This is a genomic window from Aliterella atlantica CENA595 (genome assembly GCF_000952155.1).
Taxonomy (GTDB): domain Bacteria; phylum Cyanobacteriota; class Cyanobacteriia; order Cyanobacteriales; family Chroococcidiopsidaceae; genus Aliterella; species Aliterella atlantica.
Genome location: NZ_JYON01000011.1, coordinates 112,914 through 132,632 on the forward strand (window position 1 = coordinate 112,914; position 19,719 = coordinate 132,632).

Below are 19,719 nucleotides of genomic sequence, written 5' to 3' on the forward strand. Positions count from 1 at the left end.
TGATTTAGACTATACCACATCCTGTATCTACCCTTTTGAGAAAGAACTTGTAATACTCGATCGTCATCGCATCAGTGGTTGCAACTACAGATCCAACTAATGCACCTTTACCCAAATGCACGTCTGGCATCACGGCAACGTGTTTGAATACGAAGGGTAAACCAGCGACGTTTTTTGCCATCTTGGTTTCTTCTTTGCCTAAAGCATGATTCGCCCAAGATAGTACAGGCTTGGAAGATGATATATCTAATTTTTCGTAGGGCATAAACGTTGCCTTTATTTTATACTACATTTATGCTACAAAAAGATTATACGAACGTCAAGGAAAAGAGCGATCGCCCAACTCCGAATCCCAGCGCGTTATATTAAACTTTGTAAAGGGGTAAATATCCCGCACCTCTAAGCGCAAGTCAACTCCTATGCCAAATCAAGACACGATCTGGGAACGTTTTTTATCGCCTGTAATTCGCTTGTTCATCAACGAAGAAGAGTTAAGACAATACTCCCGTAGTATCGATTGGGAGCAAGCAGGCGAAGCTTTCCGGCAGCCTAACGTAACAATTCCCGAATACTACAGCAGCCAAAACTTTCACGGTATTACAGGCGGTTATCTTACCTCTGGCGCAGCAGTTACATACGATCCGATTACTCAATACGTCTTACCTCCTAACGAGAAAGTAGTACGTCAAGCTGCGATTGATGCCATTGCTGGTAAACCCAGACGAATTTTAGATTTAGGTTGCGGTACAGGTTCGACAACATTGCTATTGAAACAAGCCTTCCCCCAAGCTGAAGTAATCGGCTTAGACTTATCTCCTTATATGCTAGTTAGGGCGCAAGACAAAGCAAATAAAGCAGGTTTAGATATCCAGTGGGTACATGGCAATGCCGAAAATACAGGATTTACAGCAGATAGTTTCGATCTAGTTACAGCTTCCTTGCTATTCCACGAAACACCGCCTAATGTTAGTCAAGCAATTTTGACTGAATGTTTTTGCTTATTAAAAGCTGGGGGAGAAGTAATCATTCTCGATGGCAATCAAAAGACACTGCGAAACCTAGAATGGCTCAATAATGTATTTGAAGAACCGTATATTCGTGACTTTGCGGCGGGAAATCTTGATGCTTGGTTGGGTAAAGCAGGATTTGACGCGATAGAAACTCATGATGTGTGGGTAATACAGCAAGTAAGTCGCGGTATGAAACCTTTAAGAGTTAGCAAGCAGGAAATAGCAGAAGATAATATTACTGAAGCTTGGATTCCCGCGCCTGGATATTAGAGTATGGCATTGAAGGCAGTTTTATTTGATTTTAATGGTGTCATTATTAATGACGAACCGCTACACGAGCAACTAATCGAGCAAATACTGATCTCTGAAAACTTGCGTCCCCAACCAGGGGAAATTAGAAAAGTTTGTTTGGGTAGAAGCGATCGCTCCTGCCTGCGCGACTTACTCGCCAATCGCGGTAGAGTAGTTAGCGACAGCTACTTAAATGAATTGGTAAAACGTAAAGCCCAAGCATACCAGCAACTTTTTACCGAAAAACAGGATAAATTGCCGATATTTCCTGGTTTAGAGGACTTAATATTTCAACTGCGATCGCGTAATATCAAATTAGCTATAGTTACAGGTGCAATCCGTTCGGAAGTAGAACTTGTATTAACCAAGACAAGCCTAGCCAAACACTTTAATGCGATCGTGGCTGGCGATGAAATAAACAACAGCAAACCCGCACCAGACGGCTATCTTTTGGCAGTAGAACGCCTCAACCAGTTTTATCCTGATACTAATTTGCAACCTACAGAATGTTTGGCGATTGAAGATACTCCTGCTGGAATTACCGCCGCAAAGCTAGCAGGAATACCTGTTTTAGGAGTAGCCAATACTTATCCGTTCCATATGCTACAACGTCAAGCAAATTGGACTGTAGACTACCTGCACGATTTGGAAATAGAAAGAGTGCAGAAGGTATTTTTTCGGACTAATAGTTCTGCAACACCCTAGAGTGAATGCTAAAATAGCTAATCTAGGCGGGGAATTAGCTCAGTTGGTAGAGCGCTGCGATCGCACCGCAGAGGTCAGGGGTTCGAGTCTCCTATTCTCCATTCCTTACCGAGTAAGCCTCTCAGATGTTTACGCTTACTAGGTTAACTCAGCCTCAGTAATTTTTTGCAAGTTTTATGCAAGCTTCAAACTACCTCGTTTTTTTAAAAGCTGATAACTGCTCAGTTGACTGCTCCACGCTGACCGGACGCGGCACTTTTAGTGACGATGCCAAGTGGTAATACACCAGCTTGTGAACTGTTTTGTAAGCTGCAACGACCCCTAATTTTGCCTCTAACCACTCTTGAATCTCCCCATAGCTCTCAAATCCCTCTGGTTCTTGCAACCTTTTAGCTAACGCCTTTTCTGCCCAGTCTGGTATCGCTCTTGTTCTGCCTGGCGGCACTTTAACTTCTAGCATCGACTCGATACCCCCAACTCGATAGCGCCTTAACCACTCTTGCGCTGTCACTCGGTGGCGACCCAACAATTGGGCGGCCGTCTGTACTGTCGCTGCTTGCCCTGTTTTGAGCAGGTACAGTAACTGCATCCTCTCCTTACCTGTTGCTGTTGCTTGCGCTCCTAATAACTGTTTCAGCTCTGCTTGGCTCTCCTTAATCTCTAGTTTGTACACTCCTGCCATTATTGATGTTTGAACTGGCTCATTCCATTCTACTATCTGTAGCCTACCCTTAGAGAATTGGTATAAGATAGTGAAGTAGCAAGCGAATCGAATACTTCAGCATATCTACTGACGAGCGAGTAACACAAGGTTTGGCGATGTAACCGAGCTAGGTAATGGTGTAACCGTGTGTTTTCACGTCTTTACTCTCGTCATATATGTTTTATCCACAATATGGTCGGCATCATCAATGAACCTTTGATAAACTTTGTACCCATCTGTGACATAAAAGTAGCTATGCCAACAATGAACGCTCTGCCACAAGAGCTTGAAGGTTTCAACAAGCGCGATCGCCCAACACCCAACAAAGAATACCTAGTGTGAAGTGGTCTACCGCAGTCCACAGTCAGAGTTTGTTTTTTGAGCCAACGAAAGTTTGGAGTACACCCGCGTTCTGTAACCTCTGGAATTTTACTTTCTAGGGGTGCGTCTTCCAGGCGATCGCCAAGCTGTTTTACCCAGTGAATGATTGTAGTGTGATAGACGTGTTTGACTCGTTCAATTGCTCGAAAGCCCATCCCGTTGAGATCCAACTCAAAGCACTCTCTTTTGAGATTGTTGGAGTAGCCTTTGGGCGGCACGTGAACGCTCAAAAATTGACGCTGACAATCAGCACAGATGTATCTCTGTTTACCTTTTCTGCTCCCATTCTTACAGATATGAGTAGAGTTACACTCTGGACATTGCATTAAAAAACCTCTGTATTCCTCCTTCTATTATGCAACGCCTAATTGTTAGCTAGCTTGTAGTAAGTTTATGCTGTTACGTTGCATAGAGGCAAGATAACGACGGGCAGTAACGCGCTTTTCTAACATCTGCAATGCTTGATGATTTTGCTCGACACGCAACCATGCATCAAGATAAACTTGCTCGAATAAGTCGCGTTGAGCATGACTGCCACCAATCTCGTGCAAGCGTGACAAGATCGGACTAAATAGAGCGATCGCTTTTTGCCAATCTCCTCGCGCATGAGCATTCATCCCTCTAGCCGCAGGTAACGCTACTTCTTGCCATTGCGGTGATGCCTTCCTAGTATAAGCTTGCATACTAAATAGCATCTCGTTGACTAACTCAAATCTACCTGCCCGCGCCAAAGCGTAGACGTAATGCAAGTCTTGAAATGGTAATGCGTGTTCGTGGATTCTTGCCTTTAAGTATGGGGCAATTTGCTCCCAGCGATCGCCTACATCTATTCCTCTCAACTCTAAACGCAATAGCAATGAAATTGCGCCCACTTGATCTTTAGAAGATTCTTGCCAAGCTTTGCCCCAAATATGGCGATCGTATAACTCTAATACTTGCTTGACATCACCTTTTTCGAGGTAATACAACGCGATATGCCACCAATTATGGGTATATAGCATTGAATTACAATTTTCCCAAGTGTCAGTAAAGCTAGACATCCAGGCAATTCCTTCGTCAATCCGCCCTTGAGTTTCCATCACGTGAGCCACAGCGTGTTGCGCCCACGGATCGTGACGGTTGATTTCTAATGCTTGTCGCCCTACTATTTCAGCTTCTTGTAGTTGATGGCATTGTTCTAAACCAAAAGCAACCATGCCCTGCAAGTAATGATTTTCTGGCGAATATGGTAAAACTTTTTGGGCTATGTGTAGCAGTCGTTCTTTATTTCCTAGATAAAAATAGTGGTATTGTCCTCTTTGTACAGAGATCAAATCGCGGGGAAACTTCTCGGCTATTTCTTCGTGGTAGGCGATCGCCTTTTTTGTTGCACCTATAGCCCAAGCAGCAATAGCATAGATATATAATTGTTCGCGTACTGTAGCTGCACTTGCGTACTTTTGTGCTGCTTGAATATATGGAGATGCTTGGCGGCGCGATTGGGCGCTTTCTAAGGAAAGATAATGAGCCGCAGCATGAGCGTAAGAATACGCGCACGTTGGATCTATGGCGATCGCCTGCAAAATTATCTCTGCATTATTACCGTAGCTCAATGACTGCTCTGTATATAGATCGATAGCTGCGATCGCGCTTGAGGAATTAGTTGTTACTGCAAGTCCTTGGGAATCTTTTAGCATTTAGCGTTCTTCATCCTGTTGCTAGGTTTGGTTAAATTGCAAGTTTGCTGCATTCAACTAAATTTTTAGAGTTGAAGTTACAGTTGCCTGCAAGCGAATGTACTAAGGACAACAGCACATTCGTTGCCCTTCGTTTAACCAACAATTCTCAATTGCAACTCGCCCTACTTCGCCAGCGTGAAAGGATGTTTGCCCAGTGATGCGTTGCCGTTTCATGAATTCTGCTCTTTGTCTAATCCCCAGTTTATCGGTCGGAATACCGTAGTTAATGCTTAAGTAGATTGTACAGGGGTAATAGTGAAAACGCAATCATTTACACAAAAAAAATTAGGCGAGCAAATTGCAAATTCGCTCGCCTAGAAAGGAGAATTTTACGCCATCAGTAGTTATGGTGTTGTAGTTGGTGGTGATTCTGCTGTTGTTGGCGATGGTGCTGTAGGTGACGTTTCTGGCTGTGGCGTACTATTAGATTGCTCTTGGGGTTGATTTTTGACTTGCAGCACTTCTTTGGCGGATATGCCTTCGCTAGAGTTGCCAAAGTACCATAAAACTGCTGCTGCTTCAGCGCGAGTTACAGGTTTTTTGGGCTGAAATAGCGTTGTAAAGCCAAACGCCCGCCGAATATTCGACTGGTCGCTATTTTGGAAATCAGCAAGGATCGCCCGTAATGCTTTGGGGTCAATTTTACCTACATCCTGAAATCCCCAACTCTCTTTTACTGCCTCTTGTGAAGCCGCAGGCAGGGCTTGACGGGTATCCAAGGGAACTTTCCAAGCAATCAATTGTTCGCGCGTTAGCGGCGCGTTAGGGCGGAATAAGACGGCGCTACTATCTCCTGATAAAGAACTAGGAATTATACCTGCATCTGCTAATCCTTGAATAGCCGCAAAATCAGGATCGCTTGGTTTTACATCTTGGAAAGCACTTTGCGTTGTTGATGCCGCGCGAATTTGTTGCGCTGGACGGGTGCTATTAATTTGATTGTTTGCGGCGAATAACCAACGGGCGTATTCGCGGCGAGTAATGGTTTTTGTGGGATTGAATTGCTGCGCTGCGGTATTACTTTTGTTTGCAGTTGCTTGAGTTGATAGCACCCCTAGTTCTGCCAAATCTTGAATATAAGGACGCAATTCTGCTGGCGCTTTATCTATATCTGTAAATACTTGAGTTGATGATGGCGTAGTTGTATTGCTTGGTGTAGTTGGTTGCGGTGAAGATGGCGCGACAGGACCAATAAAGCCTTCTTCACCTTGTTGTGGTGCTGATGCTACTGGAGTATTAGCACTATTGCGGTTGTATTGAATCGTAAATTGCGTACTTTGCTGCCCTGTATTACCTTGAGTTGGAGCAGTATTGACCAAATTAGGTTCGATAACTATAGTTACTTGCAAATCGCCAGAACGCGCCTCGATGGTGCTGGTTTGCTCGTTACTTGGTTGGCTGAGAATTTCCCAATTTTGCGATCGCAATTGGTTTTCATAAAAGCTTTGTACTGCGGTAATCGGGTCAGAACTCGCCCAACGGGTTAATTGCACGTTTTCTTGCCCAGTTACTTCTTGCAGTTGGGCGTTTGGATACAGAGGAATCGTTGAGGGAAAATCGGCAGGTAAAGTAGCTGTGCGGTTTGGCGCATCTGACTGCGCCGCAGCTAGTCTCGGTTCGGCGCTAAGAATTTCTTCCAAATTGCTGCCTGTCGGACTATTGGCACAGGCTGTCAACGCAGTTAATAAAACTAAACTAACAAGTCCGGTAGCACGTCTATAAGGCAACACAGCAGTTTTAGGTTAGAAACTATACATATTTCTACGCTAGCGCAGATATACATAAAAGGGCAAAGGCGAAGGGAAAGGGGTAAAAATTTGCTCCCCTTCCCTTTCTTTTCTAGAAGGTTTTTACGAACTCGATGAGTGCCTTTTTGTCTTCATCTGATAAATCGCCGCCAAAAGTATGTCCTTTGTCTTCAAGAAAATCGGGAGACTGACTGACTTGTAAGAGCAAATTAGTGAGCTTTTCTTGAGACTTACCTGACAAATCTACTTTTTCTAAGAACTCCCTAGAAGCAACTTGCCCTAATAAATTCCTTTGGTCGAGATTTGCGAGCAAATTCACAGGCGTACCTTTAGCGATGGGAAGTCTTATGCCCAACGGCAGTCGCAAAGAACTGTCTGTAGTTGTGCGCTTGATGATTCCTTCGCGTTTGTCAGCCCAAAGCAATTTTTCCATTGCATCAGTATATGCATCTACTCTTGCTGCTACTGATGGATCTTTGACATATTTACCCAAAGAGTTGTTATGGAAAAATGGCGCTGTTGCCCATGCACTAACTAAAGATGGCGTGCGGTAATAACCCGTACCACCTGCTGGAACATCAAACTCGATGGGTTTATCTTCATCAAAGGGGTTCTCTAGAGTTAACTTCCCTGGGGATGGTAGTTGCTTGTACGTTTTAGATGAAAACTGTTCCCACAGATGTCCTTGTGTAGCATTAGTGCCTAACGCCCGCGCTGCATTCGTGCCAATTAATGTCACTGGGTAGCGTTTGTCGTCTGATAAGAAGTTACCATCCAAGAAATCAGAACTTAACACTGATTGTAAATACCATTGTTTCGCCTTTTCTGGTGCGATCGCAATTTCTTTGGGCGGCTGCTTGCTGGAATGACAGCTAGCGCAGCTATTAGCAAAGGCAATTTTACCCCGTTCTAATACTTTTTCATCCTTAATTAAGTGAGCTTTACCGCCTGGTGCATCGGCAAGATACATCGGTTGGATTGTCTCTAAAAATGATTCAGCATCAGGCATACGGGCTTCTGTGTTGCGCCAATCTTCGCAAGTTTTCCTAGCTGTATCGATATCAAATGGTCGCTGCTGCGTTCTGCCTTGAATTACATCGTGTCGTGTCATCCAGTAATCGCCGCAAGTACCGATATTGACATAGACGCGCAAAGAGGCATTGGCAACACCTGTTGAATCTGCACCATCTTTGAGGATGTGGTTTACAGCTTGGGTAGAACCATCGTTCATTACTTCTGGATAACGGGGGCGACTTCTTAAATTAAAGATGGGGTTAATCGCATTAGGATTATTGATATGGTCGTTGCTAATGCGCGAAGTATCAGATGTTCCTGGCTGTTGATTGTTAATGACGTGCCAGCGAAAATCATCTGGCTGCAAACTTGCCCCAAATAACTGCCCTTCTTCTAAATACTGGTTGCCCAAGCCTGCTACTAAATTCTCCCACAAGGGTTTTGCTGGATCTTTGGGCGGATTGAGAGGATTAAAGGCAATATGACAAACACCACAAGTCAAGCCGATGCGATAAGGAGGTTCCATATTTGGCTCTTGTCCGTATCTTTGCACGTCCCAATTTGTGGCAACGAAGTTGGGGTTTTGAAACTTACGCAATCCCATAATCCCTGTGGAATTGGGATCTCGGCATTTATCTAGCCACAACCCATATTCATCTGGTGCTGTTGCTTGTTCGCATCCTGGATCGTTAATCGCCCCGATGCGGCTAAAGCGTTCGTCATGTTGGCGCGAGTCTATTAGTGATAGTAAGTTGACTGCGCCGTTAGTCCTCTGTTTGAGAGCGTTATAGAACTTTTCGTTGCCACCAGTCCATAAATACCAAGTACAGCGCCCTTGATTTTCGGCTTCGCTCAAGTTTGGATCTGGCGGTAAATAACCAAGTTCGTTGCAGTAGTTGGCTTCTGTATCGTTCAGCGGTTGGCTGTATTGGCTAATTTGAGAGGTTGGTTCATTTTGGGCTGCTATAGCTGTAGGCGTGCCATAAAAGCTATTTACGCACAAGATTGAGGCGAGGATAATTACCCAGCCGATAATACCTAGACGTTTTTTCTTCATAAAATCTCCTGTTGTCAGGAAGAAACTTTTAAGTGGATATTCAATTTTTCACGAGCGAACTATTAACAGTTACTAAATAATTAGCAACAAAACTTTAGGTTGTAATTAGGGTTAATCTAACAGCAACTTTCGCTTTTTTATTTAGCTTGTGTCAGTGATGGTAGAGCAGACTTTATTAGTTTGAGGCGCAAAGCCTGAGAGACTCCAGTTTTAAGCTTTACTACTCAAGATTTTGAGCAAAGAACGAAAAAATGACCAATCTCTAATAAAAATTGTCCAATGCCGATGCAATTTGCGCCTTGTAAACTTGTTATTGAGATAAAAATACTTTCATTTTCTTATTTTCGATCTTTTTTGTTTGTTTTGTCAACTTAATTTATTAAAGAGGTTATTAAATAAAAAAATACATTTGCCAAATACTCAACTTATTTATAAATAGCGCTTAAAGCCAAATTTTGGCTTAACTTAGGCAGATTAAATAAGTACGATCGCCTGTACTTTGTTGTTCGCCAATTAAAAATAATGAAAACAAATATAATCTTTCAACCGCTTGATTTTACTATCCTTACAGTAAAAAATCGGATCTTTCGCTCTAGTATTTCTGGGCGGTGGGATAACTATGATGGTTCGGGAACGCAAGCGCGAATTAATTGGGAAGAAAAATTTGCTCGTGGTGGTGTAGGAGCGATTATTTCGTCTTTTGTGCCTGTGAATATTCGCGGGCGAATTATGCCTAATTACGCCACTATCCACTCAGATGAATGTATCCCTTTTTGGCGCAAAGTTGGCGAAGCAGTACATAAGTATGATTGTAAATATATTCTGCAATTAAGCCATTCAGGTAGGCAACAAGATATTGCTGGTGTAGAAAACCAAGAAGAGGTAGCTTTAAGTTCTACCAGTCGCCCAGAACCATTTCACGGTTTTCGCTGTCGGGCTATGACAGTTGAGGAAATTCACCAGACTGTGCGCGATTTTGCCAATGGTGCGAGAAGGGCAAAAGAAGCTGGATTAGATGGCGTAGAATTGCACAGCGCAAACGGCTATTTATTTACTCAGTTTCTTAGTTCGGGAATTAACGATCGCACAGATGAATATGGCGGTACATTAGAGAATCGCGCCCGCTTTTTGTTGGATGTCATCAAAGCTATCCGCCAAGAAGTAGGCAATGACTTTCACCTGCAATTTAAGATTAGTGCGATCGAATATAACAATGCTGTCACCTTTTGGGAACAACCTGGCAACACCTTAGCAGATTCAATCAAAGTATGTCAGTGGGCGGAAGCAGCAGGCGCTAATGCCGTTCATGTCTCTACTGGCAGTTTATTTCCCCATCCTCTCAATCCTATCGGTGATTTTTCCTTTGAAATTATCCGCAAAACTTATGATGCCATGCTTTCTAGCGGTATCTATGCGCTGCGTAACTATTTTTTGTTCCGTTACTGGCTATTAAGACCTGTTTTCTCGTTTTTGTGGAATAGAGTCAAGCATAGTTTACCACCACAGCCAATTACAGGCGACGAAGTATTAGACCCTGCGATCGCGCAGTTGTTAGCAGCAAATCAAGGGATAAATCTGCACGCAGCAGGAGAAATTAAAAAGCACGTCAATATCCCTGTGTTGTGTACGGGTGGGTTTCAGCAAGCTTCTTTTATTAGCGAAGCTATTAGCGATCGGTATTGCGACGCGGTAACAATTGCCCGTCCTTTGATTGCTAATAAAAATTTAGTGCAGTGGTTTGAAAAGGGAGAAGATTTGCCACCTCGTCCTTGTACCTACTGCAATAAATGCCTGTTGAATGTAATTGAAAATCCTCTCGGCTGCTACGAACAGTCAAGGTATGACAGCTACGAAGACATGATGAAGGATGTGATGTCGGTGTTTCAACCTGTAGAAGCAGTTGAAACTTTGGCTAAGTGCGATGTTTAATTTGCTGATTTAAAAGCAACTATTTCTGTTTTACCGAATAATAGCGGTCTAGGTCATGAGTGTAATAGGAACCCCCACATCACTAGCAAACTCGCTCAAAACAGCTTTCAAAAGGTTGTGGATTTTTGTATTAGTTGCTGTCGCCGTAGCAATCTTTTTTCTCTTCTCGGTGGTGTCCAACTCCCCAGTGGATTATGCCAATATTGAAGACCATTTTAAGTATGGTTCTATTGGTAGCGAACCTGTAAATGGTATTCCTTACTGGATTTGGAAGGTATTGCCAGAAATATTCCCCGATAAGTTGCCAGCTAGAGGTTACGAGTCTTTAGGTTTTATTAGCGAACCTGATAAAGATTTGCCTATTGGCTTTTCTAAACGGCGGGTATTTATTGACAGAGTAGGCTTAAATTGCGCTGTTTGTCATACAGGTACGCTGCGGGAAAAAGTAAGTAGCGATCGCCAAATTATCACAGCAATGCCTGCTAATGTCACCAACTTAGAAGGATATATCAAATTTATATCCGCAGCAGCGCTAGACGAACGCTTTACACCTCGACGAATGTTGCCAGAAATTGAAAAAATTAGCGGTGGTTTAAACCCGATTCAAAAACTGATTTATCGCTATCTTGCTATTCCGCAAACTAGAGATGCGCTGATTAATCAAGGCAGCCAACTAGCATTTTTAAATAATCAACCAGATTGGGGACCAGGGAGAGTTGACACTTTCAATCCTTATAAGGCGATGCAGTTTCACTTTCCGATGGATAAGTTGCGTGAAGACGAACTTGTTGGCACTGTTGACTTTCCCTCTGTTTGGAATCAACAACCGCGCGAAGGATTGCAGTTGCATTGGGATGGGAATAATAGTGTTGTTGACGAACGCAATAAAAGCGCTGCTTTGGGCGCAGGAGTCACGCCCACGACTATAGATTTACCGCGCATTCAAAGAGTTGCCGATTGGTTGTGGACTTTGCCTGCACCTAAATACCCTTATGCAATTAACGAGAGTTTGGCAAGCACAGGAGAACAGTTGTTTGCCAATAATTGTGCTAGCTGTCATGTTTTTGGCGGTTCGCAGGTAGGGAAAGTTGTCCCGATTGAGGAGATTGGTACTGACCCTTATCGCCTCAATTCTTACACTTATGAGACGCTATCTAATCAAAATACTCTCTATGCTGGCTATCCTTGGCGGTTTAAGAATTTCCGCAAGACGAATGGCTATGCCAATATACCGCTAGATGGTGTTTGGTTGCGTGCGCCATATCTGCACAATGGTTCGGTTCCTAGTCTGCGAGAATTGTTGGAAAAACCAGAAAACAGACCTGGGCAGTTCTATCGGGGTAACGATGTGTACGACCAGGAGAAGGTTGGGTTTGTGTCCAATGTGGCGGCGGAGAATAGCAAGCAGTTTTTTAAGTTTGATACTACTTTGCCAGGAAACAGCAATAGCGGTCATTTGTACGGTACGGAGTTAGGTGCAGATGAGAAGGCTGCTTTGGTTGAGTATATGAAGAAGCTTTGAAAAGGGGAAGAATGTATGAATTATGCTCGGTGGTTTAGTCGGGTGGTGTGGTTGGGTATTGCGGTTAATGTGTTGTTTTTTGTGATTCCTGCTTGCTTTTTTCCGGTGGAGTTGTTGTCTTTTTTGCAAATGCAGATTCCTGTGCCGATTATTTGGGTGCGGACTGCGGGGATGTTGTTGTTTATTATTAGTGCTTTTTATGTTCCTGGGGCGATTGACCCTTGGCGCTATCGGTTAAGTGCTTGGTTGTCTGTTTTTCCTTCTAGGGCTTTTGGAGCGAGCTTTTTTATTGTGTCAGTGCTGTGGTTTGGGCAGGATTTGGGGTTTTTGTCTATTGCTTTGGTGGATCTGTTTTTTGGGGTAGTGGAGGGGGTTCTATTGATGTTGGTTGTGCGGGGTGAGAGTAACGAACCGCAGAGGCGCGAAGGACGCGAAGGAAAGGGATATGAGAGTTTTTAAGGAGCGGTTGGGGAGAGCGATCGCAACTATAGTCTTAATTTTTCTTGTTATAGTTGGCATAGTTGGATATGTTGGCTGGTACAACTTATTTCGCGAGGTTCCCCAACAGTTTGCTTCGGCTGAGGAACAATTTAAATATGGTTCGATTGGTACTGAACCACCGCAGGGTATTCCTTATTGGATTTGGTTAGTTTTGCCGCGTTTGTTTCCCGATAAGTTGCCTGGTGCGGGGGGTTATGCTTCTTTAGGGTTTACTTGGGAGGAGGGTAAGGAAACTCCGGTTGGTATTTCCCAAAAGACTGTAGGTTTTCCCCGTGTGGGGATTACTTGCGCTGTCTGTCATAGCGGTACTTATCGCAAGTCGCAGCCAGATAAGCCGACTATTGTTGCTGCTGCGCCTACTACTAAGTTTGATTTGCAAGGTTATATTCGCTTTTTGGGTGATAGTGCTAGCGACCCCAGGTTTACAGCCGATTATATTATGAGCGAGATTGGTTACAATCATGAGTTTTCTTGGCTGGAAAATCTGCTCTATCGTTGGCTAATTATTCCCCAAACTAAACGGGCTTTGTTGCAACAAAAGGCTGATTTTGCTTGGATGGATTCTCGCCCTAATTGGGGTCCTGGTAGGATCGATCCTTTCAACCCAGTCAAGTTCAATACGTTGCGCTTACCTAAAGATGATACGATTGGCAACTCAGATATGATGCCTCTTTGGAATCAAAAGCAGCATCAAGGTTTTGCTTATCATTGGGATGGTTTGGAAACATCTTTGACAGAAACGGTGCAAACTGGGGCGATTGGTGATGGTGCTACTAATCAGTCTCTCCCTGTTAATGATTTACAAAAGGTTGAAGACTTTATTACTCAACTTCCGCCGCCTAAATATCCGTTTGCTGTTGATGAGCAGTTGGCTGATGCAGGTAAGCAAGTTTTTGATAATTCTTGTGCTTCCTGTCATGCTTTTGGTGGTGCAAGAACGGGTACTGTTATCCCGGTGGCTGAGGTGGGTACTGACCGCCATCGCCTCGATATGTGGACTCAGCAAGCAGCAGATGTTTACAACGAATTTTCTCAAGATTATCCTTGGGATTTTGACCAGCTACGCAAGACTGATGGTTATGTGTCGGTGTCTCTAGATGGACTGTGGTTAAGAGCGCCATATCTGCATAATGGTTCTGTACCATCTCTGCAAGATTTGTTAGAGAAACCAGAGAACAGAAGTAAGGTTTTTTATCGGGGATACGATGTTTACGACCCCGACAAAGTTGGTTTTGTTTCCCAAGGAACGGAAGCAGAACGGGTAGGGTTTAAATACGATACTAGCGTTCCAGCCAATAGCAATCAGGGGCATTTGTATGGTACTGATTTGGCTGCTGATGAGAAGAAGGCGCTAATTGAGTATCTCAAAGGTTTGTAAGGGTGCAAGCAAATAACACTAATAATCGCGTAATGGAGAAATCAATATGACTACGATCGCATCTGTAAATACTAATAAGGAAATCGCTCAAAGTATCTGTGCAGAGATTAACCAGAAAAATGTTGATGCGTTAGATAACTTAATTGCTGCTGATGTCGTCACTCACGGCGATGCATTAATTCCGACTGTCTGGGGACGCGAGGCTGTAAAAAATGGCATCAAAGCGCTGCTAGCTGCTTTTCCTAACGTCCAATTTACCGTAGAGAGATTGTTTGCTGAGGTAGATAAAGTAGTAGTCCATGTAAGAGCAAATGGTACGCATACAGGCGCGTGGTTAGGCGCTGCGCCCACTAATAGAGACATGGTATGGAATGCAAGTGCGATCGCTCGTTTTGTCGATGGCAAGTTGGTAGAAGTCTGGATTATTCAAGACGAACTAGGCATGATGCAACAACTAGGTTTAATTCCTACACCTGGACAACAATAGACTACTGCATAATACAAGTGCTTTCCACACCCTGATAGTATCAACACCGCGTAGGTTTTCATCTGCGTCCATCTGCGTTCGTACCATACATCTTATGCCAAAACACAAGGAGAACAAACAATGACAACTGAAGAAAACAAAACAATCGTCCGTCGCTTTTACGAAGAAGTTATCAATCAAGGCAATGTTGATGCCATTGATGAGTTGATGGATACAGAACATCAAGATCATGGTGAAGTGTTGTTTGGTAGCGTTCATGGTAGAGAAGCCATTAAGCAAGGCATTATCGCCTTTACAACAGTTGTTCCCGATTACCACGTCACAGTTGAAGATATGGTTGCTGAGGGAGACATGGTAGGAGTACGCGGCATCATGAGCGGTACGCAAAGAGGGGCATTACTCGGCGTTCCTGCTACCAATCGCTTAATGAGATGGCAAGGCATCGCGATGTTCCGTCTAGCTGGAGGCAAGATTGTCGAGCGTTGGTTTAACGCTGACAGTCTAAGCATTACCCAACAACTAAGCGCACCGTCTTAACAGTGACCAGTAACCAGTGACCAGTGACCAGTTATGTTTTGGTCACTGATTCAATTGTATTCATAGCTAGTAAACATGATAAAACCATATTTACCTCAACACGAGCCTGATGCGATCGCGCGGCAAAATCGCTTAATCAAAAACCGCGCTGATTATGTTCTCGACTATAACTATCTGCCACCTATTCCTTTGCAAACTCCTGTTCCTCAACAAGAACGTTTTTCTGCTGAATACACTGCAAGGCGTTTAGCTAGTTTTGCTAATCTCGTCCCCAATATGTTGATGGCGAGGGCGAGAAATGCTTTCGATCCTTTAGATACGTTAGAGGAATACGCGGACTTATTACCAGTCTTACCAAAACCTAATGTCATCAAAAATTATCAAGCAGATTGGTGTTTTGCCGAACAAAGATTATCTGGTATTAACCCGCCAGCTATCCGCCGCATAGATGCTTTGCCAGAAAATTTGCCCATCTCTAACTCTTCGTTTCAACACTCTGTAGGTGCAGAACATAATCTGGAACAAGCACTCAAAGAAGGTAAGTTGTATTGTTTAGACTACCCGTTGTTATCTGGTATTGGAGGCGGTAATTACCAGAATTTACCTAAATATCTGCCCAAACCGCAAGCGCTCTTTTATTGGCGTAGTGATAATAGCAAAATCGGCGGCTCTTTAGTTCCGGTAGCGATTAAAATTCTCAATGAATTGGGAGGGAAAAATTTAGTCTATACGCCCAATGATGCACCTCTCGACTGGTTTCTTGCCAAAACCTGCGTGCAAATGGCAGATGCAAACCATCAGGAATTAGGCACTCATTTTGCTAAAACTCATGCTGTTATGGCTCCTATTGCGGCAATTACAGCTAGGGAATTAGGCGAAAACCATCCTTTAACTTTGCTGCTAAAACCTCATTTCCGGTTCATGCTGTTTGATAATGAGTTAGGACGCACGCAGTTTTTGCAACCTACTGGTCCTACTGAAGAACTGCTAGCTGGAACGCTGGAAGAATCTGTGCAATTGGTCGTGCAAGCTTATGAGGAATGGAGTATAGATACTACTTTTCCTTTAGAATTGCAGCAACGGCAAATGCATGACCCAGAGATTTTACCTCATTACCCGTTCCGAGATGATGGCATATTAGTCTGGAATGCTATACATCAGTTTGTTACTGAATATTTGCAGATTTACTACCACACTCCGCAAGATATCAGTGCAGACTACGAGGTGCAAAATTGGGCTAGGGAATTGGTAGATAGCGGTCGAGTTAAAGGAATGCCAGAGAGCATTGATACTCTAGCACAACTAATTGACATTATCGCTGTAGTCATCTTTACCTGCGCTCCTCTGCATTCTTGCTTGAATTTAGCCCAGTACGAATACATGACTTTCGTGCCAAATATGCCTTATGCAGCCTACCACCCTATTCCCACTACTAAGGGCGTAGATATGGCAACTATTGTCAAAATTATGCCGCCTTTTCAAAGAGCGATCGATCAAATATTGTGGACGGATATTTTGAGCGCTTTCCAATATGACAAGTTGGGTTTTTATGAGGAAGATTTTGCCGATCCCAAGGCTCAGGAAGTGCTACAGCGCTTTCAAGATAACTTGCAGCAGGTAGAAGAAAAGATAGAAATGCACAATCAGATTCGCCCAATACCTTACAACTACCTCAAGCCTTCTCGGATTATGAACAGCATTAATACTTAAAGCGATCGCACATCTCACATCATTTTAGGAAAAATATATGACTTGCAAAGTAAGACTATTATCAATTGATGGCGGAGGTATTCGCGGCATTATCCCAGCAATAATTTTAGCCCAAATCGAGCAGCGTACTGGAAAACGCATTGTCGAACTATTCGATCTAATTGCTGGTAGTTCAACTGGAGGGCTGTTAGCACTGGGTCTAACTATACCAAATAGCGATCGCCCGAATGAACCCCTTTATACAGCCCAAGATTTAGTCAATCTCTATCGCCAGCAAGGAAGAAGGATTTTTACCGAAGATGAGCATTGGTTAGAGACAGTTGCAGAAAAATCTTATAACCAATTGCGATCGTCTGTGCAAACTCCGCCAGTATCGCTGCAACTACCAGAAGTAGATTTAAATAGTATGCGCGCTCCCAAGTTTATCTCTACAGCTAAAGACGAAGTTTTTACGCAGTTTTTGGGTGACACTCCCATAGCCAAAGCGCTTAAAGAAGTGTTTATTACTAGCTATGACACTGAACTGCGATCGCCTATTTTCTTCACCAGTAACGAACAAGCCGAAAATATCGGCATCAACTTCCGTAAGGTATGCAAAGATGTTTCTATGAAGCAAGTGGCGATGGCAACTTCCGCTGCGCCAACTTATTTTGCACCATATCAAGTCCCAACAGATACAACTGACAGCGGTTATTATTCCCTAGTTGATGGCGGCGTGTTTGCCAACAATCCTACAACTTTGGCAATGATTGAGGCAATAATTTCCCATAAAAGAAGTAAGCAAGAGGTTATCGGATTAAATGACATTTTAATCGCTTCCTTCGGTACGGGAGCGCTCAGGCGCATTTATCGCTATCAAGATATCCAAAGGTGGGGTAGGCTGCACTGGGTTAATTCACTGTTAAACATTACTCTAGACGGTCAAAGTGAAGCTGTAACTTGTCAACTAGAGCAATTATTCCCAGAAGTAAATAGTGTCAAACAGTATTATCGTTTTCAAGGTGCGTTGGATGAAGCAAACGATGATATTGATGATACGAGTGCAACAAATATTGCTCTGTTAGAAGAATTAGCCCAGCAAATTATTCAGCAACACGAGTCAGATTTGAATCAACTGTGCGAACAACTAATCGCATAGACAGTAAGAATAGGTTTTGGTGGAGTCATTGCTCCTGAAATTCGCGGATAATCTCGCGCGTTCCGTCTTTTAGGTGTCTGTATTCAAAGCAACGACCGTCAGCCAGTTCCATGATAAGTACGTCATCTCTTGAATAAAATATAGGACGACCATTCGCTTGATGAGTGACAATTTCTTGCTTCAAACCAGCTTGAGCAAGCTGCTCTAGTTCTTCAGCCCACTGCAAAAATTCACTTTTTGAGTCCCTAGAAATATCAACATTTGGCTCTATCATCTCATTTTCTCTTTAGCCACGATTGCAATTGACATTATTAAATACCTATACTACTATTGTAGTATGTCAATTCCCTAGTTTCAATGGGATATCTGCTCGTGCTTTGACTGTGGCTGCTGAACCCAAGTCGATCGCCTCACAACTAAAATTACTTAAATTTTTGACTTGATTCATGCAGCCGAAAAATCTTCAACGGCTTCTGCGAGCTTTGGCTCGGCAGGGGCTAGATGTGCAGTACAGTAATGGTGTTTATGCTGTGCGCTGGTTTGATACGCCTAATGCACCTAAAGCAGAAATTCTCTTACCTGACAATTTTCCCATCGAAGCCAAAGCTCTCAAGCAATTAGCTAATTTAGCCACAGTAACTCATCCCCAAGGCGGAATTAGCCGCGTTTGTGCTACTCCAGATTTCCATCCTGGCGATGCTGGCGTTGCAATTGGTTCGATTGTTGAAACTTCAGATTTAGTAATTCCGGCGGCTGTCGGTTCCGATATCAACTGCGGGATGCGCTTGCACGTTGCTGACTTATCTGTAGAACAGTTTTTGCAAAAACGCGATCGCTTTGTCGAACTGATGAAAGGCGATTACTTTTTTGGCAAACGCGATGTGACTATGACTTACCAAGCTATGCAAGCATTATTTGCACATGGCGTACCTGGTTGGCTAGATGCAATGCTAGATAACCCTACAGGCAGCGTTGTAGCGTCAGATTTAAGTCAACTAGCAACCGAAAGCGATCGCATTTTTATGGGCGGTTCGCTAGCAGGACATATAAAATGGTCGCCAGCAGAATTAGTCCCCAGTTCAGGATTAGTTAGAGATGGAGGACTAGCAACAATTGGTTCTGGCAATCATTTCGTTGAGGTGCAGCGGATAGATGCAGTAGAAAATCGGGCATTGGCGCATCAGTGGGGTATCCGCGTCGGGCAATTAGCATTTACAATTCATTCAGGTTCGCGCAATGTTGGTAAATACATCGGGGGAATGTGGCAAAGCCGCGCTCAAGCTGCTTGGACACCAGGGCTAAAATATCCTGTTTCCCGCCTATTTCCGCTCTCTGTAGCCACTCATGGCGATTTAGTTGCCGATTATCTCCAAGCAGAGGCTACAGCGGCTAATTATGCCTTTATCAACCGCTTATTGCTAGCTGAGTTATTGCGCCTGCGCCTGCGTCAAGTTTACGGGGATTTGGAAGCTCCTTTAGTCTATGATTTGCCTCACAATATTACCCTGAGAGAAGGGCAAGGGTGGGTAACTCGCAAAGGTGCTTGTCCCGCTCATAATGGTCAGCCTGTAATTATTCCTGGCTCAATGGGTGCGCCTTCTTATCTATTAGTGGGATTAGGTAATAGTGACTGGTGCTATTCTGCGTCTCATGGTGCGGGAAGATTGCGATCGCGTTTCGACCTTAGCCGTCAAGGTAACAAAGAAACTAAGTCCGATCTAGGTCTTATAGGAGTAGATTGCATCACTTTACGAGAGGAGCGCCGCATTGAGGAAGCACCTGCTGCCTATAAACCAATTACGCCAGTAATCGACGCTCAAGTAAAGGCAGGGTTAGTACAGGTAGTAGCTCGGATGCAACCAATTTTGACCTTTAAAGCTTAAATTGTGA

General features: G+C 43.6%; 16 protein-coding genes, 1 tRNA gene and 2 pseudogenes. 12 read left to right on the top strand and 7 right to left on the bottom strand.

Features of this window, described 5'->3' with window-relative positions; translation table 11 throughout:
* Positions 1-10 precede the first annotated feature (10 nt).
* Positions 11-265: pseudogene (locus UH38_RS12260) on the bottom strand (RtcB family protein); the annotation flags it as partial.
* 154 nt (positions 266-419) lie between these two features.
* On the opposite strand from UH38_RS12260, the gene UH38_RS12265 reads away from it, so the two are divergent.
* The 3 genes from UH38_RS12265 to UH38_RS12275 all read left to right on the top strand — a co-directional run bounded on the left by UH38_RS12265 (position 420) and on the right by UH38_RS12275 (position 2,107).
* A complete protein-coding gene (locus tag UH38_RS12265; RefSeq protein ID WP_045054936.1) occupies positions 420-1,280 on the top strand; it encodes a class I SAM-dependent methyltransferase in 861 nt (286 codons plus the stop codon).
* A gap of 3 nt (positions 1,281-1,283) precedes the next feature.
* Entirely contained in the window at positions 1,284-2,006 is a 723-nt protein-coding gene (locus UH38_RS12270) for an HAD family hydrolase (protein ID WP_045054937.1), read from the top strand.
* A gap of 28 nt (positions 2,007-2,034) precedes the next feature.
* A tRNA-Ala gene (locus UH38_RS12275) sits at positions 2,035-2,107 on the top strand.
* Between the two features lie 89 nt (positions 2,108-2,196).
* Here UH38_RS12275 and UH38_RS12280 read toward each other — a convergent pair.
* The 5 genes and pseudogenes from UH38_RS12280 to UH38_RS12300 all read right to left on the bottom strand — a co-directional run bounded on the left by UH38_RS12280 (position 2,197) and on the right by UH38_RS12300 (position 8,627).
* A complete protein-coding gene (locus UH38_RS12280) occupies positions 2,197-2,688 on the bottom strand; it encodes a helix-turn-helix domain-containing protein (protein WP_045054938.1) in 492 nt (163 codons plus the stop codon).
* A 49-nt stretch (positions 2,689-2,737) separates the two neighbouring features.
* Positions 2,738-3,416 (bottom strand): annotated as a pseudogene (locus tag UH38_RS24820) (IS1 family transposase).
* A gap of 45 nt (positions 3,417-3,461) precedes the next feature.
* Positions 3,462-4,766, bottom strand: coding sequence for a tetratricopeptide repeat protein (locus tag UH38_RS12290; protein ID WP_045054939.1), 1,305 nt, complete (start codon positions 4,764-4,766; stop codon positions 3,462-3,464).
* A gap of 386 nt (positions 4,767-5,152) precedes the next feature.
* Complete coding sequence (locus UH38_RS12295; protein ID WP_045054940.1) at positions 5,153-6,538, bottom strand: S-layer homology domain-containing protein; 1,386 nt, start codon at positions 6,536-6,538, stop codon at positions 5,153-5,155.
* A gap of 109 nt (positions 6,539-6,647) precedes the next feature.
* Entirely contained in the window at positions 6,648-8,627 is a 1,980-nt protein-coding gene (locus UH38_RS12300) for a hypothetical protein (RefSeq protein ID WP_045054941.1), read from the bottom strand.
* Between the two features lie 522 nt (positions 8,628-9,149).
* Between UH38_RS12300 and UH38_RS12305 the strand changes: the two genes are divergently transcribed.
* The 8 genes from UH38_RS12305 to UH38_RS12340 all read left to right on the top strand — a co-directional run bounded on the left by UH38_RS12305 (position 9,150) and on the right by UH38_RS12340 (position 17,829).
* Positions 9,150-10,556, top strand: coding sequence for an NADH:flavin oxidoreductase (locus UH38_RS12305; protein WP_045054942.1), 1,407 nt, complete (start codon positions 9,150-9,152; stop codon positions 10,554-10,556).
* Between the two features lie 55 nt (positions 10,557-10,611).
* The gene (locus tag UH38_RS12310; RefSeq protein ID WP_045054943.1) at positions 10,612-12,078 is read left to right on the top strand and encodes a c-type cytochrome; all 1,467 of its coding nucleotides are present in this window, start codon (positions 10,612-10,614) and stop codon (positions 12,076-12,078) included.
* Positions 12,079-12,093: 15 nt separating this feature from the next.
* Positions 12,094-12,537, top strand: coding sequence for a hypothetical protein (locus UH38_RS12315; RefSeq protein ID WP_045054944.1), 444 nt, complete (start codon positions 12,094-12,096; stop codon positions 12,535-12,537).
* Complete coding sequence (locus UH38_RS12320; protein ID WP_045054945.1) at positions 12,524-13,957, top strand: c-type cytochrome; 1,434 nt, start codon at positions 12,524-12,526, stop codon at positions 13,955-13,957. The genes UH38_RS12315 and UH38_RS12320 overlap by 14 nt, the downstream gene beginning before the upstream one ends.
* Before the next feature lie 46 nt (positions 13,958-14,003).
* Positions 14,004-14,444, top strand: a complete 441-nt coding sequence (locus UH38_RS12325; protein WP_052672363.1) for an ester cyclase — start codon at positions 14,004-14,006, stop codon at positions 14,442-14,444.
* A 120-nt stretch (positions 14,445-14,564) separates the two neighbouring features.
* Positions 14,565-14,981 (top strand): ester cyclase, encoded by a 417-nt coding sequence (locus UH38_RS12330; protein WP_045054946.1) that lies wholly within the window; start codon positions 14,565-14,567, stop codon positions 14,979-14,981.
* 75 nt (positions 14,982-15,056) lie between these two features.
* Positions 15,057-16,691 (top strand): lipoxygenase family protein, encoded by a 1,635-nt coding sequence (locus UH38_RS12335; RefSeq protein ID WP_045054947.1) that lies wholly within the window; start codon positions 15,057-15,059, stop codon positions 16,689-16,691.
* 37 nt (positions 16,692-16,728) lie between these two features.
* A complete protein-coding gene (locus tag UH38_RS12340) occupies positions 16,729-17,829 on the top strand; it encodes a patatin-like phospholipase family protein (protein ID WP_045054948.1) in 1,101 nt (366 codons plus the stop codon).
* 25 nt (positions 17,830-17,854) lie between these two features.
* On the opposite strand, the gene UH38_RS12345 is transcribed toward UH38_RS12340, so the two are convergent.
* Complete coding sequence (locus UH38_RS12345) at positions 17,855-18,103, bottom strand: hypothetical protein (protein ID WP_045054949.1); 249 nt, start codon at positions 18,101-18,103, stop codon at positions 17,855-17,857.
* Between the two features lie 172 nt (positions 18,104-18,275).
* Here UH38_RS12345 and UH38_RS12350 point away from each other — a divergent pair, with 172 nt between their 5' ends.
* Entirely contained in the window at positions 18,276-19,712 is a 1,437-nt protein-coding gene (locus UH38_RS12350; RefSeq protein ID WP_045054950.1) for an RtcB family protein, read from the top strand.
* The last annotated feature ends 7 nt before the right edge of the window (positions 19,713-19,719 follow it).